Origin of the sequence: Luteibacter rhizovicinus DSM 16549 (assembly GCF_001887595.1) — a bacterium.
Classification (GTDB): Bacteria; Pseudomonadota; Gammaproteobacteria; order Xanthomonadales; family Rhodanobacteraceae; genus Luteibacter; species Luteibacter rhizovicinus.
The window spans coordinates 3,040,686-3,064,896 of the sequence record NZ_CP017480.1 but is presented as its reverse complement, the minus strand read 5'-3'; the positions used below and the strand labels follow the sequence as shown (position 1 = coordinate 3,064,896).

General features: G+C 60.7%; 23 protein-coding genes. 16 read left to right on the top strand and 7 right to left on the bottom strand.

Annotated features, from left to right (window positions below):
• Window positions 1-26 precede the first annotated feature (26 nt).
• The 11 genes from BJI69_RS23185 (at window position 27) to BJI69_RS13860 (ending at window position 10,097) form a co-directional block, all read left to right on the top strand.
• Window positions 27-548, top strand: coding sequence for a DUF4189 domain-containing protein (locus BJI69_RS23185; RefSeq protein WP_078023192.1), 522 nt, complete (start codon window positions 27-29; stop codon window positions 546-548).
• 26 nt (window positions 549-574) lie between these two features.
• A complete protein-coding gene (locus BJI69_RS23180; protein ID WP_071924970.1) occupies window positions 575-1,081 on the top strand; it encodes a DUF4189 domain-containing protein in 507 nt (168 codons plus the stop codon).
• Window positions 1,082-1,212: 131 nt separating this feature from the next.
• Entirely contained in the window at window positions 1,213-1,533 is a 321-nt protein-coding gene (locus BJI69_RS13900) for a hypothetical protein (RefSeq protein ID WP_046966121.1), read from the top strand.
• Window positions 1,534-1,714: 181 nt separating this feature from the next.
• Window positions 1,715-2,224 (top strand): hypothetical protein, encoded by a 510-nt coding sequence (locus tag BJI69_RS13895; RefSeq protein WP_046966122.1) that lies wholly within the window; start codon window positions 1,715-1,717, stop codon window positions 2,222-2,224.
• Between the two features lie 90 nt (window positions 2,225-2,314).
• Window positions 2,315-3,589: an XVIPCD domain-containing protein gene (locus tag BJI69_RS13890; RefSeq protein WP_052767022.1), complete on the top strand. Its 1,275-nt coding sequence runs from the start codon at window positions 2,315-2,317 to the stop codon at window positions 3,587-3,589.
• Between the two features lie 66 nt (window positions 3,590-3,655).
• Window positions 3,656-4,957, top strand: coding sequence for an XVIPCD domain-containing protein (locus tag BJI69_RS13885; RefSeq protein ID WP_052767023.1), 1,302 nt, complete (start codon window positions 3,656-3,658; stop codon window positions 4,955-4,957).
• A 44-nt stretch (window positions 4,958-5,001) separates the two neighbouring features.
• Window positions 5,002-5,604, top strand: coding sequence for a hypothetical protein (locus BJI69_RS13880; protein ID WP_052767024.1), 603 nt, complete (start codon window positions 5,002-5,004; stop codon window positions 5,602-5,604).
• A 71-nt stretch (window positions 5,605-5,675) separates the two neighbouring features.
• Complete coding sequence (locus BJI69_RS13875; protein WP_052767025.1) at window positions 5,676-6,263, top strand: hypothetical protein; 588 nt, start codon at window positions 5,676-5,678, stop codon at window positions 6,261-6,263.
• Window positions 6,260-7,732 (top strand): XVIPCD domain-containing protein, encoded by a 1,473-nt coding sequence (locus BJI69_RS13870; RefSeq protein WP_052767026.1) that lies wholly within the window; start codon window positions 6,260-6,262, stop codon window positions 7,730-7,732. Before BJI69_RS13875 ends, BJI69_RS13870 begins: the two co-directional genes overlap by 4 nt.
• Before the next feature lie 30 nt (window positions 7,733-7,762).
• Window positions 7,763-9,445 (top strand): type IV secretory system conjugative DNA transfer family protein, encoded by a 1,683-nt coding sequence (locus BJI69_RS13865; RefSeq protein ID WP_046966123.1) that lies wholly within the window; start codon window positions 7,763-7,765, stop codon window positions 9,443-9,445.
• 103 nt (window positions 9,446-9,548) lie between these two features.
• Complete coding sequence (locus BJI69_RS13860) at window positions 9,549-10,097, top strand: hypothetical protein (protein ID WP_046966124.1); 549 nt, start codon at window positions 9,549-9,551, stop codon at window positions 10,095-10,097.
• Window positions 10,098-11,347: 1,250 nt separating this feature from the next.
• Here the strand turns inward: BJI69_RS13860 and BJI69_RS13850 are convergent.
• The 4 genes from BJI69_RS13850 to BJI69_RS22340 all read right to left on the bottom strand — a co-directional run bounded on the left by BJI69_RS13850 (window position 11,348) and on the right by BJI69_RS22340 (window position 16,074).
• Window positions 11,348-12,925: an asparagine synthase-related protein gene (locus BJI69_RS13850; RefSeq protein WP_046966126.1), complete on the bottom strand. Its 1,578-nt coding sequence runs from the start codon at window positions 12,923-12,925 to the stop codon at window positions 11,348-11,350.
• A gap of 83 nt (window positions 12,926-13,008) precedes the next feature.
• Window positions 13,009-13,173, bottom strand: coding sequence for a hypothetical protein (locus tag BJI69_RS22540; protein WP_154670747.1), 165 nt, complete (start codon window positions 13,171-13,173; stop codon window positions 13,009-13,011).
• A 147-nt stretch (window positions 13,174-13,320) separates the two neighbouring features.
• A complete protein-coding gene (locus tag BJI69_RS13845; protein WP_046981007.1) occupies window positions 13,321-15,321 on the bottom strand; it encodes a reprolysin-like metallopeptidase in 2,001 nt (666 codons plus the stop codon).
• A 126-nt stretch (window positions 15,322-15,447) separates the two neighbouring features.
• A complete protein-coding gene (locus tag BJI69_RS22340; RefSeq protein ID WP_125903062.1) occupies window positions 15,448-16,074 on the bottom strand; it encodes a hypothetical protein in 627 nt (208 codons plus the stop codon).
• Window positions 16,075-16,394: 320 nt separating this feature from the next.
• Here BJI69_RS22340 and BJI69_RS23050 point away from each other — a divergent pair, with 320 nt between their 5' ends.
• Entirely contained in the window at window positions 16,395-16,517 is a 123-nt protein-coding gene (locus tag BJI69_RS23050; protein WP_280136180.1) for a hypothetical protein, read from the top strand.
• 48 nt (window positions 16,518-16,565) lie between these two features.
• On the opposite strand, the gene BJI69_RS13840 is transcribed toward BJI69_RS23050, so the two are convergent.
• Entirely contained in the window at window positions 16,566-17,471 is a 906-nt protein-coding gene (locus tag BJI69_RS13840; RefSeq protein WP_125903061.1) for a hypothetical protein, read from the bottom strand.
• Between the two features lie 791 nt (window positions 17,472-18,262).
• On the bottom strand, window positions 18,263-18,538 hold the full coding sequence (locus BJI69_RS13820; RefSeq protein WP_052767027.1) for a helix-turn-helix domain-containing protein: 276 nt from the start codon (window positions 18,536-18,538) through the stop codon (window positions 18,263-18,265).
• A 442-nt stretch (window positions 18,539-18,980) separates the two neighbouring features.
• Here BJI69_RS13820 and BJI69_RS13810 point away from each other — a divergent pair, with 442 nt between their 5' ends.
• The 4 genes from BJI69_RS13810 (at window position 18,981) to BJI69_RS13795 (ending at window position 22,403) form a co-directional block, all read left to right on the top strand.
• Window positions 18,981-19,736, top strand: coding sequence for a hypothetical protein (locus BJI69_RS13810; protein ID WP_046966133.1), 756 nt, complete (start codon window positions 18,981-18,983; stop codon window positions 19,734-19,736).
• 56 nt (window positions 19,737-19,792) lie between these two features.
• Window positions 19,793-20,404, top strand: a complete 612-nt coding sequence (locus BJI69_RS13805) for a hypothetical protein (RefSeq protein ID WP_046966134.1) — start codon at window positions 19,793-19,795, stop codon at window positions 20,402-20,404.
• Window positions 20,401-20,769, top strand: coding sequence for a hypothetical protein (locus BJI69_RS22645; RefSeq protein ID WP_046966135.1), 369 nt, complete (start codon window positions 20,401-20,403; stop codon window positions 20,767-20,769). The genes BJI69_RS13805 and BJI69_RS22645 overlap by 4 nt, the downstream gene beginning before the upstream one ends.
• A gap of 581 nt (window positions 20,770-21,350) precedes the next feature.
• Window positions 21,351-22,403 carry a retroviral-like aspartic protease family protein gene (locus BJI69_RS13795; protein WP_046966136.1) on the top strand — a complete coding sequence of 351 codons (1,053 nt, stop codon included), beginning with the start codon at window positions 21,351-21,353 and terminating at the stop codon, window positions 22,401-22,403.
• Window positions 22,404-22,507: 104 nt separating this feature from the next.
• Here BJI69_RS13795 and BJI69_RS13790 read toward each other — a convergent pair whose 3' ends face one another.
• On the bottom strand, window positions 22,508-24,187 hold the full coding sequence (locus BJI69_RS13790; RefSeq protein WP_052767028.1) for a ShlB/FhaC/HecB family hemolysin secretion/activation protein: 1,680 nt from the start codon (window positions 24,185-24,187) through the stop codon (window positions 22,508-22,510).
• Window positions 24,188-24,211: the final 24 nt, after the last annotated feature.

Here is a 24,211-nt window from a genome sequence, read left to right as displayed (position 1 = left end):
GCCGATAGCAGAGACTGTCGACAAGTATGTGGCTAGTGACGAAGCGATTCTTACTGCTGCTTACCTTGGTAGCCATTGGGTTTCCAGGAGCTACGCAAGCAGAGGGTGGCTGCCCCCTTGGCCAATATCCCCAAAGCGGCCGGGGTTGGCAGGCCTGCGTCCCCGTTCCTGGTGCCAATAGCGACGGATCAGTAAGCAAAGCGATCACACACATACCATCCACGTGGTCTCCGATGTGGGGAGCGATCGCATCTGGTGGAAAGGACCAGATTGGAATTTCCGCTGAGAGACCTAGCGAGTCGTCGGCGATTGCCGCTGCAATGGACGAATGCAGTTCGCGCGGCGGTGCCAGTTGCAAACTCAGCCATGTATACGCAAACCAGTGTATGGCCGTAATCGGACGACCAGGTGCGGCTGCCGTTCCGTCGGACGCGAACAACGAAGAAGCGGCGATCGCCGCCGGAATGTCGAAATGCGACAACGACGGCATTTCGGGTTGTTGGGTGTTCTATTCTGGCTGCAGCATTCCCATCGAAGTTCCAAAGTAAACGATACCGAAACAAGGACGTAGTTCATGGCGCGAAACATCCTCAGACTGCTAACTTTGCTGCTCCTCGTACTCTCTACCCCAACGCACGCTGAGGGCGGCTGTCCCCCAGGACAATACCCTCAGCAAGGACAGGGTTGGCAGACATGTGTACCTGTACCTGACGGAAGCGCTGCCGGTCAAACATCGCAGCCGATTCACGTACCTTCAGGGTGGCGCTCGCAATGGCAAGCAATCGCTACGGACACTTCGAAGGGGATTTTGGGAACCTCGTCTGACCTTGACACTCCCGAAGGATCAGTCAGTGCTGCCTTGGCGGATTGCAAGAAGAAGGGTGGCGTCAACTGCCAGACAGAGATCGCCTACAGCAATGGCTGCATTGCCTTGGTGTTCGGCGACAAGCTGATGAACTCGAAGGGGGCTGACAATCTAGAACACGCTGAGAAGAGCGCTATGGACAAGTGCAAGGAGGAAGATACGAACTGTCATGTCTATTACTCGTCGTGCAGCCTGCCTATTGAGGTGCCGCTATGATTAACGCGTTGCTGATTCGAACGGATAGCCAGCTGAATAAGTAGTGCCTGCGCCTTCTGAAAATGAGACCAAGTCAGTTAAATATCCCGCCGCGCTAGCTCGTTGACGAGCAAAGGACCTATGGAACTGGAATGAAAAAGTGGATTTTCTTCGCTCTCGCGCTGTTCAGCAGTTCCGCGAGTGCCCAACTTCTCACCTATCGCGCAGGTGATCCCTTCGTCTTCTGCACCTACGGTCAGATCAATCCGCTGCGCTGCTGGATGCCGATCTCCGCCGCTGCCGGAACAGTCTGGACGGATCCCACGTGCGATCCGCCGAATGCTCCCTATGGGCGACCATGGACGCAGGACGACTACCTTTCCCTGGAAGAGTGGTACGCAATCTGTCCAGGTGTGGGTCAAGGCATATGGATGGGCCCGGGCACCGGCCAGGAAGCTCCAGCCCCACATTAAGCACCATGAGCGCGAATCGCCGGCAGCATGAGTAAGCGACCAATCCATGACTACACGTAGAAAGCCCTACTCGCTTCTTCTCGCCGGCCTCTGGATCGCTTCGGCCGGCGCGCAGACGTCCAACCCTTATGCAACGCCTCATCTTGCCCCAGCACCTGTGACGCCGACCAAAGGTAACGCGATGGACGAGCTGACAGCGTTCGCGACTCATGGCGCAAAGCTCCTCGAGTCTGTCAAAGGCGATTTGACCGGCGACGGTCAGGGCGGCGCGCTGCTTGTGCTGGATCCGCCACCGACAGTGAATGGGGAGCCGGGCCAGGAGCCATTCCGGCTTGTCGTTCTCCTGCTAAGAGATCCCACGGGTCAGTTCAAGCGTGTTTCGGAGAATGGTCGGCTCGTGCCTTGCTCTCGTTGCGGAGGAGCCGCTGGCGATCCTTATGCCTATTCCCGCGTTGGGAAAGGCCAGTTCACCGTCGTCGTCGGAGGCGGCAGCCGGGAGCGCTGGTCCGACGAATACTCTTTCACATATCAGGCTACCAAGCGGGACTGGTTTGTCTCGTCGGTAACGCGAAAGGTATTTGATACAGAAACGGAGAAAGAGAAACACATCGACCTGACTACCCAAGAGCTCGGAACGATCTCATTCACTGATTTCGATCCGTCTCACCTCCCCGAGGTGACCTTGCCTTAACGCACCGTTGAATCGATTCATTCGCCCACCGGGAATCGGGCGACGGCATGCAGGATGCAGCGCCTACCGCAAGTCAAACAGGAGCTGCAAATGGCGATTGATCGCGAAACTCAGGTGCTGACCGACGCGACCGCGGCGGGCATCACCAACCCGAGGGAGCTGGCCAACTTCATGGCCCAGGTCACTCATGAATCCAACGGGCTCAACCGGCTCGAGGAGAGCTTTCGCTATACGCGAAACATCTCCCAGATTCCGGTGCAATCCGCCTGGCGCGAAGGCCCGGAGGTTCTGGAGGCCGCGCGCAAGGAAGCCCTGATGGGCAAGCCCGAGCATTTGGCCGAGCTGATGTACGGCGGTCGAAACGGTAACGACGAGCCAGGCGACGGCTGGAAGTATCACGGCCGCGGTTATATCCAGCTCACCGGCAAGGACAACTACCGCGCCGCCGGCGAAGCGCTGGACCTCGATCTGCTCAAGCACCCCGAACTCGCCGCCGATCCTCAGAATGCCTCCCGCATCGCGGTCTGGTATTGGGAGAACCGCGTGCCCGAGAATGCCAGGGACGATGTTCGCGCGGCGACCAAGGCCGTCAACGGCAAGTACAACGGTCTGGAAGACCGTGAGCACCGGTTCGACGAATGGCAGCACCGCCTCACGCCCGACGTGATGCATCGGCTCGCCGAGGGCAACGTGGGGAATCCACGGCCTGCCCTGCCAGCGCACGGAACCAACAAGGCCTCGCCCCTCAAGGAGGGCGCCAGTGGCGAGGATGTCCGCCTGCTCCAGGGAAGTCTGGCCCGGCTGGGCTATACCAACGGGCAGGACGGTGAACTCCACACCGACGGCATGTTCGGCCCCGGTACGCGAGCCGCGTTAGAGGCGTTTCAGCGCGATCATCACCTTGCCGCAGACGGCGTCGCCGGGCCCCGCACCATGGAAGCCCTCGCCCAGGCAAAGCATCAGGACGCCGTTCAGCGCGCCGCGCAGTCCGGGCGGCCGGACAGCCCCATGCATCCGGCGCACGCGATGTACGAACAGGCGCGTAATGCCGTGCATGCACTGGATGCAAAATATGGCCGTACGCCAGACAAGCAGAGCGACCAGCTTGCGGGCGCGCTGACCGCTGAAGCGAAACGTCAGGGCCTGTCTAAGATCGATCACGTTTTGTTGAGCGATGACGGCAGTCGTGCTTACGCCGTGCAGGGTGACCTCAACTCACCTAACAAAAGAACGGCTGATGTCGACACAGCAAAGGCTGTCAATACGCCGATCGAACAGAGCGGCGCCGAGATTGCCAAGCTGACGCAACCGACGCCGGCCATACCGCCCTCACCCACGATCGAGGGACCGACCCATGGCCGTTGAACCCATGCACGCCACGTCTTCCTGCCTAAAGCCGCGCCGCCAGGCGCTCCATGACGGAGAAACCGCATGAGCCGCGACATCTTTAATGAAGCCAACGAACACTTCCTCAAGTCGGGCCGCCAGTACGAATACGGCCGGCCGGACATGTCGCTGCGCAACCACGGCGGCGATGGCCACACCGACAGTAGTCGCACCGAGCAGGACAACGATCACGACGGCCGCCTCGGCGTCGATTGCTCGTCCTTCGTCTGGCGCGGTATGCACGACGCCGGCTACGGCGTCCCCGCCACGCCGTTCGGTACGCACGACCTGTTCGAAGGCAACACCCCGACGCGTTACGCGCGCAACCATTTCGACGTGATCTCCGCAGGCGACGCGCACCAGAAGAACGGTTCGCTGCAGCCGGGCGACGTCCTGATGTTCCGCGACAAGCATGGCTCCGGCCAGCACGTCGCTATCTTCAAGGGCTACGACGCCGAGGGGCATATCCACTTCATCGGCTCGCAAGTCGGCTCCGGGCCGGCCGAAGTGAACGTCACGCCCGGTGGTTACTGGGACGGCAAGAATATGGAAATCGTCGGCGCGCTCCGTGCGAAGCCCGAGTTTCGTGTCCGTGAGCCGTTGCATGGCAACTCGCAAGGTGGCCCGACGGCTTCTACGCCCTCCGCGCCGCATGGCCCGGCGACGCACGCCACGCCACAGCCACCCGCACCTCCTGGCCACACCACGTCGGCACAGAGCGGGGTCGCCCATGAGGCCCCGCTACGCCACGGTGACAAGGGCGATCAGGTGCGCGATCTGCAGGCCACCCTGCAGCGTCTCGGCTACAAGGACGAACACGGCCATGCGCTCCAGCCTGACGGTGACTTCGGCGGGCATACCAAGGCAGCCGTTGAACGCTTCCAACGCGCCCATGGCCTGCATGCCGACGGTGTGGCGGGCCCGGAGACAAAGGAGGCCCTCCGCGCTGCGGCGCCACGACTCGACGCCGCGGGTCACCCCCACCAGGCTCTGTACCACCAGAGCCGCGACGCCGTGCACCGCCTCGACGCACAGCACCAACGCACGCCCGACCTGCAGAGCGACCAGATCGCCGGCGTGCTCACTACCAAGGCGATCGACCAGGGCATGACGCGAGTCGACCACGCCGTCCTCAACGACGACGCCAGCAAAATCTACGCCGTGCAAGGCGAGCTCAACTCACCTTTCAAGAAGGTCGCCGAAGCGTCGACGCAGGAAGCCGCCAACACCTCTCTGGAGGAGAGCGGCCGCCAGTCGTTGCAGGTAGCCGCGCAACAGACGCAGCAACAGGCTGTGGGCGCACCGACACAGGCGCCGCAACCCCTTGCCCCGAGCCAGAACGCCTGATGCCCGCCCCGACTTTGTCTTTGGAATCCAGGATGCCCCACGCCATGACTCCCCCATCGCGCCGTCCGGTCTTGCTGCCTTACATGTGTATCGCCCTGCTATTCGCCACGCCCTCGGTCTTCGCTGCGAAGAAGCCGGACGCAGGCGCCCTCCAGTCCCTGCTCCAGACGTCATCGCCGGGTTCGAAGGTCGTCTGTGCCAAGGACACGTATGGCAACGCCGCCTGCACCATCGACGGCGATGCCGTGGACGTCAACGACGACTGCACCTCGAATATGGCCTTCGGCGGCGTTGCCGGCCCCAAAGGTGTCAAGCTCGAAGACGGCTACAAGCCCGGCTCGTCAAAGCCCATCGCCCACGTGGGCCAGCATCAGCTGCTCTGCATCCAGGCGACGCAGCGAAAGGAAGGCACGTTGGTCCGCGCGCTGGTCAAGGTCGTACCGACGAAAACCGTTAAGGCATGCAAGGGAAACGACAGCTGCAAGGGCGCCGATACGCCCATCGATTGGAAGCGGCCACCCAGCGGGACAGCCTGCACACTGAAGCCTGATGGCCACTACGCTGGCGACTGTGCGACCGGGTGGATCGACGGCAAGGACATCGAGGAATATTCGATGGGCCTGAATCCTGAAGACACAGGAGCGTAAGGCCTCGGCCGAGCCATGAAACATACGCAGCGCCATTTCACTTTTAGAGCCACCAGGAGCACATGCCACCCATGATCTCCCTTCGTACCACCGCCGCCATCGCGGCACTCTCTCTTCCCTTCACTGCCTACGGCGCGACCATGACCCAACCTGACATCAAGCAGAATCCGAACCCGAAGATGCGGTACGAGATCACCGCGACGATTGACGGGGCACCGGGCCCATTCGACCGCATCCACGGCATCGTCGATTATCGCGTCACCAACGAGCTATGCGTTCCGCCGACACCCGTCATGGGCGCTCGCATCGTTCCCGAAAAGCGCGCCGAGCTCGAGTTTCATCATGACCACGGCAACGTGTATCGCGCCACGGTTTATCTCGACCTGCTTCAGGACGAAGATTATTTCGGCAAGGGCACCTGCCACTGGGCTCTCATGGCGGCGGGTATCGAGCTCGACCACGCCACCGTGACGTTCAGCGCGTCGCTCTTCCATGACGACCTGCTCGCTGGGAACGCAGTACCGCGTTACTTCGCCGAGGCCTCCTACGCCAAGGCGCAGGCGAATCGCGTCGACACCGGTATCGCCGATCGTACGCAGTTCCACGGCGCCGGCAGCTTGTTCTCGATCACCATGAAGGCCGAGGAGCGCAAGCCATGACGCTCCAGTCGACCGACTATGCCCTGCTTTCGCAAGACGCCTACAACGACCCCAAGTTCGACAAGCAAACCATTCTGGGCGGCGTCGCCTACAAAGCTCTCGACAGCATGAACGACCCGGTCACAGGCTTCCAGGCTACTGCGTATGAACGCGTGGACACCGGTGAGGTGATCATCGCCTATCGTGGAACTGAATTCGGCCGCGAGCCGATTCAGGATGGTGGCGTGGATGCCGGCATGGTGCTGACCGGTATCAACGCCCAGACTCACGATTCGGAAGTCTTCACCGAGCGTGTCCTGGCGGCGGCGAAGGAAAAGGCCGAGACGTACGGAACCCCTTTGAACGTGACCGTCACCGGTCATTCGCTGGGCGGAACGCTCGCGGAGATCAACGCATCCCGCTACGGGCTGCACGGCGAAACCTTCAATGCTTATGGAGCCGCAGGGCTCAACCAGGGCATTCCAGCGGGAGGCAATCAGGTCATCGACCACGTTCGCGCTGGCGATGTGGTCAGCGCCGCCAGCCCGCACTTCGGTGAGGTACGCGTCTACGCGACCGAAAAGGACATCGAAACGCTTAGCCACGCTGGCTACCGCGACGACAGCACCTTGCTCAGCCCACGCAATCCAATAAAGGCCATCGATTTCGATGCTCACGCCATCGACAACTTCACGCCGGTCAACCCGCGCCTCGGTCACTCGATCATCGACGCGGAAGACCAGGCCCGCTACCGCGCCCACGAAGGCATGATCGACCGCTACCGCAACGACGTCGGCGACATCCGCTTGGGCCTGTCCGCCGCATGGGAGATTCCCAAGGCCGTCGGGGAGCTGAAGGACGCCGTCGAACACAAGGCTGCCCAAGCGATAGGCGCAGGCGCTCTCGCCATCGAGCATGGCGTCGAATACGCCGCCCACGAGGTCAAGGAGGGCTTCGATCATCTCAAAGCGGGCGTCCAACATGCGGGCCACGAGATCGCCGAAGGGGTCCACGCCGTCGAAGCGAAAGCCCATAACGTCTGGAATACCGTCACGCATCCCGGCACGTGGTTCGAACACGACAAACCCGGCGTGTCGCTCGATCACACCGCACACCCCGACCATCCCATGTTCAAGCAGGCGCGCGAGGCGGTCCATGAGCTCGACCGCGCCCACGGCCGCGCCCCGGACGGTGTAAGCGAAAACGTTGCCGGCAGCCTGGTCGTCAAGGCGCGCCAGGACGGCCTCGAGCGGATCGACAAGGCCGTGCTCAGCGAAGATGCGTCACGCATCTATGCGGTACAGGGGGCCCCTGAGTCGCCGTTGAAGCGTGTCGCCGAGATGCCCACGGAACAGGCCGCCAGCACCTCGGTTGCCGAAAGCAGTGTCCAATGGCAGCAGGCGGCGCAACAGGCACAGCAGCAGGCCCAGTTGGCCAGCCAGCAAACGCCAACCCATCAGGAGAGGACACAGCCGTCGCCCGGCCTGTGATCCCATAGCGAAGGAAAAGGTACATAGCGCATGAGTAAGACAAGGGGATATTGGGCGATCGGCCTTTTCGTGGTCGCCCTGGTGGCGGGTGAAATGCTTTCAGGCTATCTCACCCTGTTGTTCCTCCGCCTCGGGCAAATCCCGCTGCGGGTGGCAACCTACTATGAGTACGTGCGAGCACTGAGCCTGCCGGAGGTCCGTCCGTACGCGTGGAAGATCGAGACCGCCGGCGCGCTGGGTTTCGGCCTTCCGCTGATCCTGTGGTTCGTGGTGCTGTACTTCCTGACGAAGAAGAAAAAGCAGTCCATGCATGGCGATGCCCGCTTCGCCACGGCGTCGGATCTGCGCAAGCAGAAGATGCTGTCTCCGGCCGACAACGGCATCCTCGTCGGCAAGTACAAGGGCGACCTGGTCCGTCTTCCGGGGCAGCAGTTCGTCATCCTCGCCGCGCCTACCCGCTCGGGTAAAGGTGTCGGCGTCGTGATTCCGAACCTGCTCGACTACCAGGAATCCATCGTCGTTCTGGACATCAAGCAGGAGAACTTCGACCTCACCAGCGGCTGGCGTAAGTCGCAAGGGCAGGAAATCTACCTCTTCAACCCGTTTGCCGAGGACCGCCGCACGCATCGCTGGAATCCACTGAGCTACGTCTCGAAAGATCCCGCCTTCCGCGTCTCCGACCTCATGAGCATCTCCTCGATGCTCTATCCCGACGGTTCGGAAGACCAGAAGTTCTGGGTCAGCCAGGCTCGCAATGCCTTCATGGCCTTCTCGCTCTATCTCTGCGAAAAGTGGGAAGACGACGAGCGGAAGAACCGGCCCATGGCCGTCCGCAGCAAGCCGACGCTGGGCATGATTTACCGCCTCTCGTCCGGCGACGGCACCGATCTGCGCGAGCTCTACACCGCGCTGTCGAAGGACCCTTGCCTCAGCTCAAACGCGCAATCCGCCTTCGCCAACATGCTCTCCCAGGCCAATGAAACCTTCGCCTCGATCCTCGGCACCTTCAAGGAGCCGTTGAACGCGTGGATCAACCCGGTGCTGGACGCCGCAACCAGTGAGGACGATTTCCTCCTGACCGACGTCCGCAAGAAACGCATGACGATCTACATCGGCATCCAGCCGAACAAGCTGGCCGAAAGCCGCCTGATCGTGAACCTGTTCTTCAGCCAGCTGATCAACCTCAACACCAAGGAACTGCCGCAGAACAACAAGGAGCTGAAGCACCAGTGCCTGTTGTTGATGGACGAGTTCACGTCGATCGGCAAGGTGGAGATCATCGCCTCGGCGGTCTCGTACATGGCCGGCTACAACATCCGCCTGCTCCCGATCATCCAGAGCATGGCCCAGCTGGACGCCACCTACGGCAAGGACGTCTCGCGCACGGTCATCACCAACCATGCGTTGCAGATCGTCTTCGCACCGCGCGAGCAGCAGGACGCCAACGACTACTCCGACATGCTGGGCTACACGACGGTGCGCCGCGAGAACATCACCAAGAACAAGAACGGCGATGTTTCGAAGAGCCATTCGGAAGAGAAGCGCGCGCTGATGTTGCCGCAGGAATTGAAGGCAATGGGCACGGACAAGGAAGTGTTTCTCTACGAGGGCATTCCGCATCCGGTGATGTGCGAGAAGATCCGGTATTACGAGGATAAGTACTTCACGTCTCGGCTACTGAAGAAAGCCGACGTGGCGCCGCTTTCGATCTGAAGGATTCCAGAGGCTTGCAAGATGATCGGCGCTACCAAAGTGCCGATCCACCTCTACAAACATGCTCAGGAGAGTTAATTTGCTACGGATCGTCTCAACAACCATGCTTCTTCTAACGGCTTCTGGTTGCGCGTCGATCAAAGAGCCCGACATCAAGCTCAACCCGAATCCTCACATAAGTTACGAGATCGTCGCCAAAGTCCTCGGCGCACCCGGCGATCTGGAAACAAGAAGTGGTCATGTCGAATATCAGGTCATGAATCCGGCTTGTGTCCCGATGACACCTTTCAGCGGCGCCACGCTCGAACCGCGCAAGTCACTTCCTGTTGCTTTCCAACGAACCAGTGACGGCGACTATGCCGCTATCGTTTACCTCGATCAGATGCAGGACGAAGATTACTTCGGCCTTGGCGAATGCAATTGGTCCATTGTCGCTGTGTCCGCTGATTTCCCTCACGGCAAGATGGACTTCAGCCCTGCTCTCTATCAGAAGCACATCCTCAGCGGCGCCAATGTCCCGTGGTACTTCTCGTTTAAGTCGTACGAGAATTCAGACGACGAACGTACCGATGGTGGTGATTTAAGCAAGTCGGCTTATAACGACCCTGGCCGTACATTCGCCATCACATTGACGGCCACGAAAAAGCCGTAATGATTTTCCGCAACCTAGCGGAAGGTCGTGAAGGCCAACAAAAGTGGAGGTCGTTGAGTTCACTGTGCCGCTCGACAGGAAAAAAAGGCGCGCTACGAACCGCCTGCTAAATCTTGATCACTGTGACGGGCTTCCCATCAAGAGGCTCTTGCGATTTGTCTCACTCAAAACAAATAAACAAGTACTGAATAAACTCGGACGAGAAAATAGTTTCCCGACAAAAGCGTCCTAGAGTTCTGACTCAAAAGGTTTTTCTCGCATGCTTTCCCGACAGCTCAAGCAGCAGCGATATCGACACGTTGTTATCGATCGTGCCGGCGTATGACATGAACATCTGGGAAGAAACCGCACGCCACGAACTGGTCACGCCGGCATGGGCCGAATGGGCAAATCACCGCGCGCAGCAATTGAAAGAACGGCTTGAGCACGACCAGAACTGAAGACTCAGCGAAGTCTCCGCTACGCCCCTACAGACAACCCGAAATTGTTTTGCTACGGTCACACCGTTGCCCGCGTCATCGACATGAATCACGTCGCAGGCAACCATCGCTCGATGCGGTGAAAATCGCGAGCCAGAGGTGCTAGTAACACCCCTGACCCGCTAACCAAACCAACTGAAGTAGGAGTTGATAATGGCTGCCCACCATTCTACGGCACTCGCTCGCTCGCCGAGCACCCACCGGCGACACCCCCAGCGGAAACCGGGCCGTCTGCGTCCCGCGTAGACACGGTTGAAGAACCGCGGCGTTCGCCGTTCTCATGAGATGTTTCTTGGCCGTAGCACCCGGCGCGTTGCCGTGTGCGGCGAAGATCGAACGCGCTGACGCCGCCACCCACGTCATCAATCACAGACTCGGCGTCCGGTCACGGACAGCCGACTAACCCGCGAGTCCGATGGGCCGCGGCACGCCGCGCTGTTGCCCGGCGTGCCGCGTTAGACGGCGCGCGGTGAAGACACAAGGAGCGGACCATGCTTATGGAACACGATGCCAACGCACATGAGCTGTTGAACGAAGCCACCGAGTGGCTGCAATACGCGCGGAATGTTACGCAGATGCTGGCTGAGTTGGTCCATGAGTCCGATAGCGTGGATTGCGCGAGGCTATCGATGACGCTGGAGGCGATCGGGGCGATGACGCATCGGGGGATTCGGTGTGCGGCTGAGGCGCGAGGGAGGATGCATGTGGGTGAAACGGTGAGGTGATCTGGGATCGCCGATGAATCGGCTCCTACAACGGCACGCCTCTGTCCTATGGGTTGCTGGCTTGGCGGGCGGATCGTTCGAGCGACAGGAAGGATGCGAAAGCTGATGTGGCGGGGTGTGAGCGGGTGTTGGTGATTGTTGCCAAGAGAGCGATTACTGCGTGGCGGTCGACCAACCCCAGGTCGGCCAATGCGCACTCCTTCAGTTGCGCCTTCAGCGTGTCGGCATGGCTGGCGATCAAGGGTGGCAAGACGTCGGCGAACGTTTCCTTCAGATATCCCTTGGGAAACACGTCGCCGCCGAGATGGCTCTCGAGGTAGCGACGCATGACCTCCCTTCCCTCGCGACTGCTCCTTGGCAGCCGATGGCATAGATAGGCGAGTCGTGGATCGCTCAAGGGATGAACGGGCCACTGTCCGTGCTTCAACAGATCCGGTGCACGGCACGCGTTGGCCAGGAGCGACGTCACCGGCACCGGGCTTGCCGGCGCATCGAAGAGTGGCTGGCTGCGGGCTGCACCCAGCGCGCGCGGTGTGAGCAACTCCTCGGCGTAGCTGCGGGCATCGCGTGCCCAGATCGGACCTTTCGCGGCACCGACGGAAATCTCATCGAGGTAGGCCGGGAACAATTCGTCTCCGCCGACTCCCGTAAAAAGCGTATGCCGCCCCTTGTCGCGCGCCGAAGCCCACAGCGCCGAGCACGCTTCGAGATAGAACTCGCGGCAGAAGCCATACGGTTCAGGCGGTGCGCTCAAGTCGAGACTCGGGGGAAACGCCGTGATATCGACGGTATGGTCCGCAAGGCCGAGCCGCTCTGCCATGAGCTGCCGGCGCCGCACCTGGGGGCCGCGCACGTCGCCATCGAGCAGGATGCCCTTGCTGTCGATGTCCTTATGAAGACCCGCGAGCGCCACGGCGACCGTCGCCGAGTCCATACCGCCGCTGAGCTCGAGGGATACGCTCCCTTCGAGCCATGGCCGTAATGACACGGCGCGCCGCAACGCTTCCGAGAATTGCGGCAGCCTGTCTTCACCATCGTCCACCGCTGGGATACTTTCTTCTATCGGTTCCGGATAGCGATACCGCGCCCTGCCTGGCTCCACGTGCAACGACGCGCGCTCGGTGAGCAGGACCACGCCGGTGTACAGCTGACGTGCCGCGTAGGTCGTGCGCAGGGCCAGCTGATGGCTCGCCACTTCCATGTCGATCATGGCGGGACGATCGGAAAAATCCGCCGAGTCCCACGAAATCTTGACCTGGTCGTCCGTGACCCTGCCATAGACAGGCGCCGAGCCAAGCAGCCCGGCACGGACGCGCAGACGATGCCCGGCCTGGGCTGCCTCGATCAGAACATAATCGAGCGGCCAGAGCAGGCACTCGTGATGCAGCGCGTGATACGTCGTGTCGTCCGGCGCATCGATGACGACATGTTTATCGGTGTCGCCGAAGGAATCGGCCAGACGTTCCCTGACGACGATGAACCAACGGCCTGGCGCACGGACCACCCGTGCTTCAAGCATCGGATGCGCGTACGGGGTAAGACGGCTCGGCCCTATCGTCAGGCGATCGCCATGCCACGTAGGCTCGTAAGACAGATCGGCTAACGCGATATCGGCCTTGATCACCAGCGAACTCCCTCAAAGAAAAGCCGCCTCGTTTACGAGACGGCTTCGGTGCTTCTTAACCAATCGGGACGATGCCCGAGGACTCAGCCCCAGTCGCCGCCGCTGTGCGTGGAACCGATGCGGCCGATATCGCCGACGTCGTCGATCTTAGGTGCCCACTTCACTGACGTGGTGCCAATCTGCAAGGGAGCTTCGATCTGAATACCGAAGAGATTGACGTCGTGCATCGGCTGGTCGCGCTTATCCATGAGAACGCTCCGAAGTTGGTAGGCCGCCGCATGCGGCCTATCGAACCTAGCACTGGCTATATGACGCGCGACCGGCAAGCGCTATGCAATTTCGGACTGAGTCGCATGACTGTGGACGTGAGCACACTTCACGTGGGTGCATGGCGCCTATCTCAAGATGCTGAAGTTACCCGGCGAAACAGCAAAGAACAGGTGACCGTTACACGTTACACGAACGCGGGCGCTGTGCAGATCTCGGTCCAACGCGGGGACGTCGATGTACGCGTATCCCGAGTTGGGCACCGAGGCCGCCAGCGGCCTGGAGAGGTAGGAATATCCTCCGTCCGTCGACAAGTCGATCCTCACGCGCCTGCACAGGATCGGCGAACCTGCGGTACCGGCGGCATTCCATATCGCAATGCGTCTGGTTCCCGCCTTCCAGGTTGTGCTCGCAGAAGGATATCGGATGGCGAACGCTTGCCCCGTATCCACCACTCGAACCGTTCTGGCGGAAGACGACACCGATGCCTGTTCGCCAAGGTTGTCTCGCACGGTGAGGCTGAAGTTCAACTCACGCGAGGTGGTCGGATACACCTCTCCCTTGTCCAATCCCTCGTCGCCGAGCACGGCCTCCAGCTTCGGGAAAGTACGCGTTCCGACCGAGGTGGGTGGATAGGAGCGAAAGATGGATCCCTTGCCCTTATCGATCAGAGCCTCGTCCTCGGGTTGTTCCGGCCCCTGGTCGACCTGTTCCCACGCGTAGGTCAATCGCGCATGACGGTTACCGGACTCGGCGTAGGCATCAAGCAAGAACGGTGTTCGTGCTGGAATGAAAGGACTCATGTTGCCTTGCGAGTCCACAATGGACGGTGGTTGACCTTGCGCGGGTCTTGCCAGACCACACGCGGCACCGGGCCCGACCAGGAAGGCACGCACCTGCGCGATGCTCTTCGCATGGAAATATTCGTCCTTCAGGACTTGAAGGTTATGCAGTGGGTTGAGTTCCACGGGCCATTTGCCCGTCCGAAAACACTCGCCCGCATAGCTCATGATGGTCGAACCGCTGCCCGGTTCGACCCCTGAATCCGAGTCTCGTTGACACCCGTTGAAGCTGTGGAGCGCCCCGAACTGATGCGCTAATTCATGCATGACCGTGATGATGAAGGTCTGGCTGAACGTCGGAAATTCCGATGAAGGCGAAATCAGCCCCGTGCTGGCATCCGCCTTTTGGCCGGCATCGCAGACAGCTCCGTCGATGGCACCGCCCGCGTTCGTCGCTTCGAACAGGTGTCCCACGTCAAATTCCCCGTTGCCGATGACCTGGTCCAGTACCTTGACGTTCTGATTCCTGGCGAAGTCGAGTTCGGAATTGCCCACAGGCGGCATGTAGGGATCCTTTGCAGGATCGGCGAAGATGATCCTGTCGTTGTTCTCGACCAGTGTGAGATGAATACCCAGGTCACGCTCGAACACCGCATTCACCCGGTTGATCGTTTCGACGACACTGGCCAGCCCGTCGCTGACGGTGCCACCGAAGTGCTTCGTGTAAGCGCTTGTCGCGGCAATCGCCAGGCGGTATTCGCGATGGCCGGTCGAAGTCGACGACCGGGCCGGAGAAGTCGCCGCCATGCCATTCCACATCGGTTCCGACGGCGACCTCGCACTAGCTTGCCGGGCAACTTCACGAAAACTGACGTACTCGCCGTCCGGTACGGAACCACGGTCGACTGCATTCGCTGGCTGTACACGCCATGTCCCCGCCTCGTCGAAGACAATGGCACGAAGCCCTTTCGCCGATGCGTCGAGACGCAACTGGCGTCCGTAAGAGTCCACTCCCTTCATGCTGAGGATGTCTGGAAAACGCTCGGCCAGTCCGGGCGGTAGAACCCCGGAGTCGCTCAACGTAAACGTTGTAGTTCCGCCTTCCGGCAAGGGCAGGGTCACTTGCTTCGGAGTGTTGCGATGGCTGCCGCCACGCAGACCGGAGACATCGATGCGTGTCAGGAGATAGGCCGATTTTTTCTCTTCCAGGCTGCTACTGACAGTCGACGGAGAGCTCACAGCGCTCTCGAGATCACGGGGTAACGCGGTGGCCGTTGCGGTCACCATACCGGCAATCAGGCCCAGGCACCGAACGGCGGGTTTTTCAATGGCTAACAAGCGCGGCATACGACTCTCTCCTTAGTGTCGTCTATACGGACTCGATCGCTGGGGAACGAGTGACCGTTCGACAAGCCGTCGATTCCAAAGTTCAGGAACTGGTGTCGATCAGTCGCTGCCGGTATGTTTTCCTCACTAATTTCCGTTGAGCGACGGTGTCGCGATCTCTCGCACACCAGGTCCAAACAGCTGACCGTACCTGCTTGCACCGTCGCCAATGCTTAGGCGTTCTTTTATGCGCTCAGCCGTTAGGTCGACCACGTAGAACACAGCGTCGCTCATATGCGAACAACCAGAGCTGTTTGGAACCTGCTGCATAACCAATAGATCTTTGCCACCATCAAGCCAGGCAACAGACATCAGGTTCAGATGACGGCACGTTGAGGTGAGTGCAGATGCCTTGGTGATCAACCTTCCGATTGAGACCTCATGCATCCGTTCGCCGGAGGCGACGAAGACTCTTGTACTCCAGGTGCCGATCGTTCCTCCGCTACTCGAATTGATGAAAAGACTTCCGGCAGGTTTTAGCCAATTGACCTCGGTCAAACCTGGATTCATCACATCGGTAACGTCGATCGAAGATTTTCCTACGACGAGAACTCCCCGGTCCTCACCAGATTTAATCTTCGTCCGGCCATCGGGCGAGGTCCATGAAATTGAGTCATCGGTCTGCGTCAGAACTTGACTGCCGGCTGCCCATACGTCCGCTCCCGCATAGACGGGCGTCGAGAGAAAAGCCAAAAGAAGCCAGGATTTGTTCATCACATCGATCGGCTCCTACCGAGCGGGGCGCGGCTTGCTCAACGACGGTATCATGGGCGATCGGCGCGCCAGAGTGGCGTGCCTTCGGCATTGAATCTCGGAAAATCATGGCTTTAGCAGAAGACACCTCGGTCGGCGCCGGGCATACCCCCTTCATGCGTCAGTACTAGCGTATAAGAGGTGCTTGTTCATATAACGTTGTTTTTTGGCCATTTTCTTGACTACGGCCGATTCGGATAAGGCGTGTGGACTCCATATGGACGCTCGCCCTAACGGTTGGCCATTGCTCCAAGTTCGGCCTCTCAGGCTCAATGGCTTTTATGGGTCAGCAGAACCTCGGCACCCATGGCAGCGCTGCTGGGGCGCTCGCGCTCGCCCAACCGTCCAAGCCTGACCGCCCGACGCTGCCGGTCGTCCGCGTGATCGGCAACAGCACCGACTGACAGCACGGGCCGAAGTGGGCCGCCCATCCGAAACCGCGCTCCCAAAGCTCAGTCAATCAATTCATTGGTAATCCAGTTTGGTAATGTCCTCCCAGGGCGGAGTCGGTTTGTAGCTTCCATCACTGATCGCTTCTGACCCACAATCATTTTTGTAACCCACGCCCGGTCCAACGCAAGAAACAAAGGCATCTGGCCAGCAGACTGGCCGTTAGTCTCGTTGCGCTTCTCCAACGACATGAAGAATCCAAGCTGGGAGAACATGAATGACCAGCCGTTACCATGCGCAATGGGAAACAGGAACCCCCAGTTAACTGTCCAGAAGTTAGGGTAGATCCCAACACTGACATCCGGAACGGCCACACTCGGGTTGAGGAGGTAAACACGCATCTGTTCTTGGCTATCAGCCGGAAGACTAATGGGTTGAACAGCCGGCCACCCGGCGAGTGACGCTCGCCAGAACACACTGACAAGGAAATAGAAGATGCTGCCATTTACAAAGGGCGACTCGCCTGTATCCGTCACAGAGTAGGGCCCGTCACCCCGTTCATGCGGACGAAGGACCTCCCGGTACCACGAAAGCGCCGGCGGGATGGAGCCGTGAGCCACCGCCACCTTTCCGAAATGGTCTTCCCCGTGTTGCGAAAGGAGCAGTTCGCAGGCGCTGCAGAGCATGTATGCAATCACATGCTTAGATGTGCTGAAAACGCCGTCTCTTGGAGTTTTCTGGAAAGGCGCAGTACCTTCGCACTTTTCCGCGTTGAGCCACCGATACATGAGCTTCGGTAGAAGATGACTGCCCTGAAGGAGCTTCGGAAGACGGCAAAGCCGGCATGTGCCCGGCACCCCACTTGTCACCTTCGTTTCCTCATCAAAACGCTCATCGTCGGCAAGTTTCGTGGGGGAATACGTTGCGTCCTCCACCGGTTCTCTTATCTTCTCTTCATCGCCTGGCACAGCATGCCCCCTCAGTTCTATGAACCGAGCGTACTCTGGCGGCGCTTCGACTGGAACAGCATGCGCCTCATACTCCAGGCGCGGTCTATCGAAACTGCAGCGATCACCGAAGCCCGAGGATAATCGTTTCTTCTTATGATCACCCCAGCCGACGCAGCCCAAAGCTTGCTATTTCAACCAGGGCAGGTGCTGCACTGCATTTGATGCCCCGTGCACCAACGCTGGAAACTTCTCCGCGACCGACAACGTAGTCACAAGGACTTTTACGACGTCAAAAACGCTTCGTGCGCGCTCCGACTTTTGAACCTCCGCATGGAGATTCTCGTCGACTACTACTCGTCCGATCAGGCTGTCCACGGCCTCCATGACGCCGTCGATCCCCCTGATCGCGTATTCGTCAAACCAGAGACAATGCAGTTCAAGCGATCTGCCAACGAAAAACCCTTCCAAAGTGGGCCGCGCTGAAACGGCTCATCGAAAAGCACCAAAGGCGCATTGATATGGTCTTTGGAAATACCCGGCGCGTTGGCGATCCCGAAAAGCTGGCCCGGTCCCTCTACCGACTGCGAAGCACTATCACCCACGAGGGAAGGATGGCCGACGATGACGCGACGTTGAGCACCGAGCAGGCGTTACTCGGTGTCGCCGAGGGGGTCATGCTCGATTCTCTGGACGGAAAAGCAACCGGCAATATTACGGACTGATGCGCTGGCGGCAGGTGCATGGTGTGATTGGCTTGGGCCCGCGCCGGAGGGACGGAACGCGCGCGATCCGATAGCTGGGCCGACACCTCAACGCCAGCGCTTCTCGATCGCTTGGGCCAGTTCGGTCAGCGTCGACCCACACGCCTCTGCCCAATCAGCCAGCTGAAGCGCATCCAAGCGAATGAGACCTCGCTCGGCCGACGACACGTATGACTGCGACCGATTCAACCGCGCTGATAGTTCGGACTGGAGGAAGTCTGCCTCTTCCCGAAACGCACGCAAGGTGTCCAACACGGCTTGATTCTCGGGCCGGGTCTGGCTCTTGATGGCAGGCGGCTTCCTGGGGCGGATGGTCTTGGGCATGAGGCGTGCTATCGAGTGGATCGACGCACGCTAGATCAGGTGTTGGGATACGACGACTTTGTTTATCTAATATTTGGATATCTGACCTTCATCTACGTTAGCCTTCTCTCCATCGGCCGGTTAGCCGCCCGCACACAGGGGAAGTCACCATGCGCCATTGGATTGCCACTATCGGCCTCGCCGTCGCGGGCCCAGCTTTCGCGGGCCAGGCCGATGTCTGTTATTCACCCGCCTCCACCGGCAACCAAGTAGACCGGCTCACCAGTTCGACCCTGCTTGATTGCCCAGCTGCGGGCCACCACACCCTCCCCCAACTGACCCAAGCGGGCTGGTCCATCGCGTCTATCCAGCCCGTTACCGTGGACTACAGCGTCGATGCAGCTACCCAAGCCCCGCGCAGCGTGACTAGCTGGATGATGGTGGTGCAAAAGGAGAGCCGCTGATGCGCGCGTCGAGTGGCTGGGTGATCGCCGTCGCCCTGGCTGTGACGGCCTGTTCGCACCACGAGCCGGATACGTCGTCGGTCGGTGCCGCTACGGCCGCATCGGCCCCGCCGGTTCACTCGGCGGCTCCGTCCACCGGTGCACCCACGGTCACTGCCGCGGAGCGACCGTTCGACACCTATCTCAAACCCGATAGCGACGGGCTGCAGTGGGTGGCGATCTACTACGCTGTCTCCAGCGGACCGGTGGATTACAGCGCCATGGCGGGTCGTTTGGATCCGGCGTATCAGAAAGCCACCGACGCGTTCGTGCGCAAAGACGCGCTCACCGCCTTCCAAGGTCGGCTCGACCAAGCGATTGCGACGGCGAAAGCTTCCCCTTATGTCCAACTCCCGCCGGTCATGACGCGGATGCCCGGATATGACGTGGACCATGCCCGGTATGACTTCACCGACCTGATTGGCGCCGACCACGGCATGCACGTCGCCGAGGGTGCGGCCAGCGTGCGCTTCGCCGCGAGCCCGGCCCTGACGATGTACGCCCCGGCCACCGAAACAGCGGCCAGGGACTTGGAGCACACCTTGAGCACGAACCCCCTCTCCCGCCAGATTCTCCTGACGGTGTACGGCAAGGTCGTGGGCGGGACGCTCATGGGCGGCACGCCCCAGTTGACCGTGGTCCCGAGCCGGGTCGTCATCGAGAACACCTACGCCGACGGGCACACCACCCCTCTGCTCACGGCGACCGTTCCCTGATTCGCGCGAAGGGCCACGGCGCGGCCATCCTCCAAACCCCTGCAAGGAGCGGTTCCATGTTTGAGATGTTCATCCCTCCGGCGGCGGTGGTCGCCATCGGTTATGCGTTGGTTAGGCGAGCCCGTCGACCGAAGGCGACCCAGCTGCAGTCCACGTCCCCGCCGCCGCCGGCAACCGTTGTTCGTTCTTGGCGAGACGCTGCCCGTGAGAGCGACACGCTGCGCATCGCCGTCGATCAAATGGTCGATCACTGCGATTTGGCCCAGCAAAGCGTTGATGCGTGGCTCACCGCAGCTAACTTGAACATCCGAGAGCCTCAGATGTTCCGCCGGAATGTACTGGAGGCGGACGCCATGATGGCGCAGTTGGACGAAGAGTGCGCCGCGGTGGTCGAAGAACTCCGGAGCCTTGAACAGAACCGCGACCGGGCGACCGCGTTCGACGAGCGACGTGCTCAGGCGGACCGTTTTTCGGTGTGGGCCCAACGCCACGAGGACGCGTTGCGGCAGCGCCTAAAGTCCGCCGCCGGAGCAGCCGATCTCGATCTGGGTGCCCTCCGCGACGAGGCCGCGAGGCGATCGTCCATGCGAGTGGGCGACACGCTTGAAGCCCTGCTCCCGCAGTTCTCCCAGGACCACGACGTGCCGCTCAGGAGTCTCGTCAAATGAGCTACCAAGACTTTCGGCGATACACCGCCAAGCAGATTGCTGCGCACTGCCAAAACAACGAGCGCTCCCTCGCTTTGAACCCAGCGCTCCACCAAACCTATGCCTTGGAAGCTCAGGCTCGGGCGGCGAGGGCTCGCCTTCGCTTCGACAAAGAGGTCCGAGCCTTTCGGACTTGGCGGACCCGCTTTGTCGTCCCTCGGCGCGAAGCCTGGGGCCATGTGGACGAAGCCAGTGTGGCGGCCATCCGGAAGGCCCAACAGTCGGCACTCCGGCTGCACACGACCTGGTCCGCCCTAGTGCCGTTGCTGACGGCCGATGAGCGCGAAACCCTTCTGGACCGGACGCAGGCAGCGTCCGTCGACTGACTCTTCGTCAATTTCGGCAAAATTGCCGATCCTCGCTACGCCGGTCCTTCTCGGGCGCGTCGCGCACGGTGCCTACGTGGGCGAATCGCTGCACGCCCAGAGCGATCAACGACCTTCGTTGATGTATCTGAGAACAGCAATCACTACACGCAAGCATTCGCCTGCGTCTTAGGCGCAGCAAGGCATTCAACAAATTTATGGATGACATTTCCACCGATTCGCAGGCGATAGGAGAAGCCTGTGTGACCACATTGTTGCAGTCGGATGTAGTCCGAAGCCGGCACGACGTGTAGTCCATCGCCTACACGAGCACATCAAATTGCGTCATATCCGCATATGAAAGCGAACACACAGCACGATTAGAGAAAAAATACGTAACAAGCGTCGATACCGCAATTTCATGCTCATCGGAACTGTGACGCCATCCTCAGAATGGTTCGATCGATGGATACTTGGGCCAAGATGCTGGCGAACATCCTTTTCGAAACGACGATGCCAGACCACGTTCGACAAGCCCGCGCACGCGCATTGCCACGCTCTCATTGTTCGACGATAGTGCGGATCTAACAAAGGAGATTGGCATGCCGCCTTTCCCAACCAGCTCGAACAGCAGTTTCTTTCCCTCCAGGCAGACGGCGAGGAAACTCGACTTACGCGGTATCGTTTTGGCCGGTTTGGTCACGACTTTCGCCTGGACGCATGACGCGGCGGCAAACGTCGCGATGAATACGGGCGTCACCGGGCACCTGGTGGTGCCCGTATTCGTCAATGGCAAGGGACCCTATCAGTTCATGCTCGACACCGGCGCTGATACCAGCGCGGTCTATGCCTGGTTCGCGTCGGAGCAGCACCTCCCCTCCGGCAAGCCCGCGACCATCAGTGGCGCGACCGGAGATGTCGAGGAGACCACGACGAGGGTCGAGTCCCTCACGCTCGACGGCTGGACTGTCCAGAACCTCGACGTGGACACCATTCCCGACCGGACCGACGGCATGAAGACCGCGGGAATCGTGGGCGCCGATATGCTGATGGACCGCCTAACGGTGATGGATACAGGTTGTGAGACCGTAGCCCTGCTGCCACGCAGCGTGGATGCAGCCACGGCCGCCGGACGCAGCGCGATCCTGACCGGTGCGGGTTCTATCGAGAAAGGGAAGCAATTGACGTTACCGGTCATTGTCAACGGCGTGGCCGGCGTGGCGACGCTGGACAGCGGTGCCCGATCCACGATGATCAACAACACATTCGCGAAAGCCGCGCAGATCGATCCCGCCTCCACTTCCTTCCGCGATGGGCCCCCAGCGCGTGGCGCCGTACAGACCCCCATTCCTTCCCGAGTCGGCCCTATCAGTTCGGTGCGCTTTCCCGGTTCGACCCAACGGAACGTCGTGGTACGCGTCGTCGACCTGCCTGTGTTCGATGACGCGGGGTACTCCAACGGCCACGCCTTCAACATCGGCCTGGACATGCTCCACAATATGCGCATCACTATCGATTACAGCGCCCGAAAGGTATGGATTGGCCCATCGAGCTGTGTTGCCAAGAACGCCCCGAGCCAGCATACGTTAGGGGACCGTCAACAACCCTTCACGGTTACCTCCGGACGTTTTCGAACATCAAGCTTCAAGGACTGACACGCCGACGGCGGCCGAGGTAAGCCTAATGAACCTTGGCGTTGGCGTTGGCGAACACGCTCGCACGACCGCCCGCCAACAGCCACGCGGACAATGAGAGCGTCTCAGAAACCCTTCTGAATCTGCACCCAGGCACGCGTGTCGTGGGCCTGCCCAGCAAGTGCGGGTCGTACCCCAATCGGATGTGACACATCGGCACTCAGCGACCACTGGTCGTCGCCCTGCCAGCGCACGCCGAGCCCCACATCTTGCATGTGCGCGCTGTTCGTCCCCGGTGCGAAACGGTCCTTGTAAATGCTCACCCGACCGGCATCAGCGAAGGCGAGCGCTGTCCAGCTCCCGGGCATGCCGACATGCAGCGTGCGCCGAAACTCGAGGTTGACCATCTGGCCCTGTGAACCGGCCAGCACGCCCGTGTCGTAGCCACGCACGTTGTTCGCGCCACCGAGGTAGAACTGCTCGGCCGTGTCGAGATTCTTGTCGGCCCACTGCCCCTGGAATCCGAGGTAGACCGCGTTGTTTTCCGAGAGCTGCTGCAGACGGGCGACCGAGAGGGTGTATTTCAGATAATGCCCTTTCGTCTGCGCACTGATTGCATCGACAAATTCGGCAAAGGCATCGTCGAAGCCAAGCAGGCCGTAGGTCGCCGCGACATTGAAGTTGGTGACACCATGCGCGTCCCGCTGGTCGCCGGCGAGGGTGGCGGTCCAGCCGTAGGTATGGCGGAGCGTTCGCACACCGACGATGTCAATCGAATCGTTGAGGTGTCGGCGGTCGTAACCGAGCTGGCCATAGAGATTGCCGTCGGTCGAGCGGATGAACGGCTGGCTGACGAACAGACTGGCTACCTGCGCCGTGCCGTGGGCGTCGAGCACGCGCAGGTCGCCCTTGAGCTTGTAATCAAGTGCCGAGACGGCAGCGCCGACCACCGTGCCTTGCCCGTTGAGCAAGTAGCGGTAGGCGAGCCGCTCGTAGTTCATGTTCGAGCCCGCCGAAAGCGCCGTGGCGTCGAGCACGTCACCCTGGTGCAGCAGGCCATTCACGTTGAACGTGCCGGTCAGACGCGCGCGACCGGTGTACTGGTTGCCGTAATCGTCGAGCGCGACCTGGCCGGTGTACCGCGGACGGTCGTCGGTACGGACGGCAAGGTCGGACGTGCCCGGCTCGTCGCCCGGCCGAAGCGCCGATGTTTCCATCACGCCGGGGATATCACCCAGCAGCAGCAGGCTGCGGTCAAAACCGTGCGAGCTTATCGGTGCACCGCTTGTGAGCGGGTCGAGTGTGGCCTTGAGCGGGCCGTCGTGCGTTGCGCTGTGGTTTTCGAGCACCACTTTGCCCAGACGCGCTTCCTGCACCGCTATCCGCACCGTGCCACCGCTCAGCGTCTGGGCGGGCACGTAGGCCAGCGTGAGCGGATAGCCCTTGGCGCGGTATTCCGTCGTAATACGGTCGGCCAGGGCGTTGAGTTGCCGCAACGTCATGTCCTTGCCCTCACCGGAGGCGACCAGCGCATGCAGCGTGTCGGCAGGAATCAGCGTCGCGCCGGTGATCTCAATGGCAGTCACGTGGAAGGGTGCGCTGTCGCCCTGGTCGGCGGGCGTAGGGGGGGCGAGCTTGAGCCCTGTGTCGTCGGCCTTTTGCGCCTGCGGTACCACCGGCACCTGGCGGAGCAGGTCACCGCTTTGCGGCGGCCGCACCTGGGCTCCCGCAGTGGAAGTCAGTGCAAGGAGAATGCAAGCGCCAAGGAGGTTCGCGGCACGCGTCGGAAGGTTTGCCATGGTCATCAGGGAAGCCGATACGAAAGAGTG

Bases quoted from the DNA above. Each gene is read 5' to 3' on its own strand.
- BJI69_RS13790 (WP_052767028.1), bottom strand. From the start codon at position 24,187: ATGACCATGGCAAACCTTCCGACGCGTGCCGCGAACCTCCTTGGCGCT.
- BJI69_RS23050 (WP_280136180.1), top strand. From the start codon at position 16,395: ATGGGTCAGCAGAACCTCGGCACCCATGGCAGCGCTGCTGGGGCGCTC.
- BJI69_RS23185 (WP_078023192.1), top strand. From the start codon at position 27: ATGTGGCTAGTGACGAAGCGATTCTTACTGCTGCTTACCTTGGTAGCC.
- BJI69_RS13895 (WP_046966122.1), top strand. From the start codon at position 1,715: ATGGACGAGCTGACAGCGTTCGCGACTCATGGCGCAAAGCTCCTCGAG.
- BJI69_RS13805 (WP_046966134.1), top strand. From the start codon at position 19,793: ATGTTTGAGATGTTCATCCCTCCGGCGGCGGTGGTCGCCATCGGTTAT.
- BJI69_RS13845 (WP_046981007.1), bottom strand. From the start codon at position 15,321: ATGCCGCGCTTGTTAGCCATTGAAAAACCCGCCGTTCGGTGCCTGGGC.
- BJI69_RS22645 (WP_046966135.1), top strand. From the start codon at position 20,401: ATGAGCTACCAAGACTTTCGGCGATACACCGCCAAGCAGATTGCTGCG.
- BJI69_RS22340 (WP_125903062.1), bottom strand. From the start codon at position 16,074: ATGAACAAATCCTGGCTTCTTTTGGCTTTTCTCTCGACGCCCGTCTAT.
- BJI69_RS13810 (WP_046966133.1), top strand. From the start codon at position 18,981: ATGCGCGCGTCGAGTGGCTGGGTGATCGCCGTCGCCCTGGCTGTGACG.
- BJI69_RS23180 (WP_071924970.1), top strand. From the start codon at position 575: ATGGCGCGAAACATCCTCAGACTGCTAACTTTGCTGCTCCTCGTACTC.
- BJI69_RS13860 (WP_046966124.1), top strand. From the start codon at position 9,549: ATGCTTCTTCTAACGGCTTCTGGTTGCGCGTCGATCAAAGAGCCCGAC.
- BJI69_RS13875 (WP_052767025.1), top strand. From the start codon at position 5,676: ATGATCTCCCTTCGTACCACCGCCGCCATCGCGGCACTCTCTCTTCCC.
- BJI69_RS13890 (WP_052767022.1), top strand. From the start codon at position 2,315: ATGGCGATTGATCGCGAAACTCAGGTGCTGACCGACGCGACCGCGGCG.
- BJI69_RS13900 (WP_046966121.1), top strand. From the start codon at position 1,213: ATGAAAAAGTGGATTTTCTTCGCTCTCGCGCTGTTCAGCAGTTCCGCG.
- BJI69_RS13820 (WP_052767027.1), bottom strand. From the start codon at position 18,538: ATGCCCAAGACCATCCGCCCCAGGAAGCCGCCTGCCATCAAGAGCCAG.
- BJI69_RS13795 (WP_046966136.1), top strand. From the start codon at position 21,351: ATGCCGCCTTTCCCAACCAGCTCGAACAGCAGTTTCTTTCCCTCCAGG.
- BJI69_RS13870 (WP_052767026.1), top strand. From the start codon at position 6,260: ATGACGCTCCAGTCGACCGACTATGCCCTGCTTTCGCAAGACGCCTAC.
- BJI69_RS13885 (WP_052767023.1), top strand. From the start codon at position 3,656: ATGAGCCGCGACATCTTTAATGAAGCCAACGAACACTTCCTCAAGTCG.
- BJI69_RS13865 (WP_046966123.1), top strand. From the start codon at position 7,763: ATGAGTAAGACAAGGGGATATTGGGCGATCGGCCTTTTCGTGGTCGCC.
- BJI69_RS22540 (WP_154670747.1), bottom strand. From the start codon at position 13,173: ATGGATAAGCGCGACCAGCCGATGCACGACGTCAATCTCTTCGGTATT.
- BJI69_RS13880 (WP_052767024.1), top strand. From the start codon at position 5,002: ATGACTCCCCCATCGCGCCGTCCGGTCTTGCTGCCTTACATGTGTATC.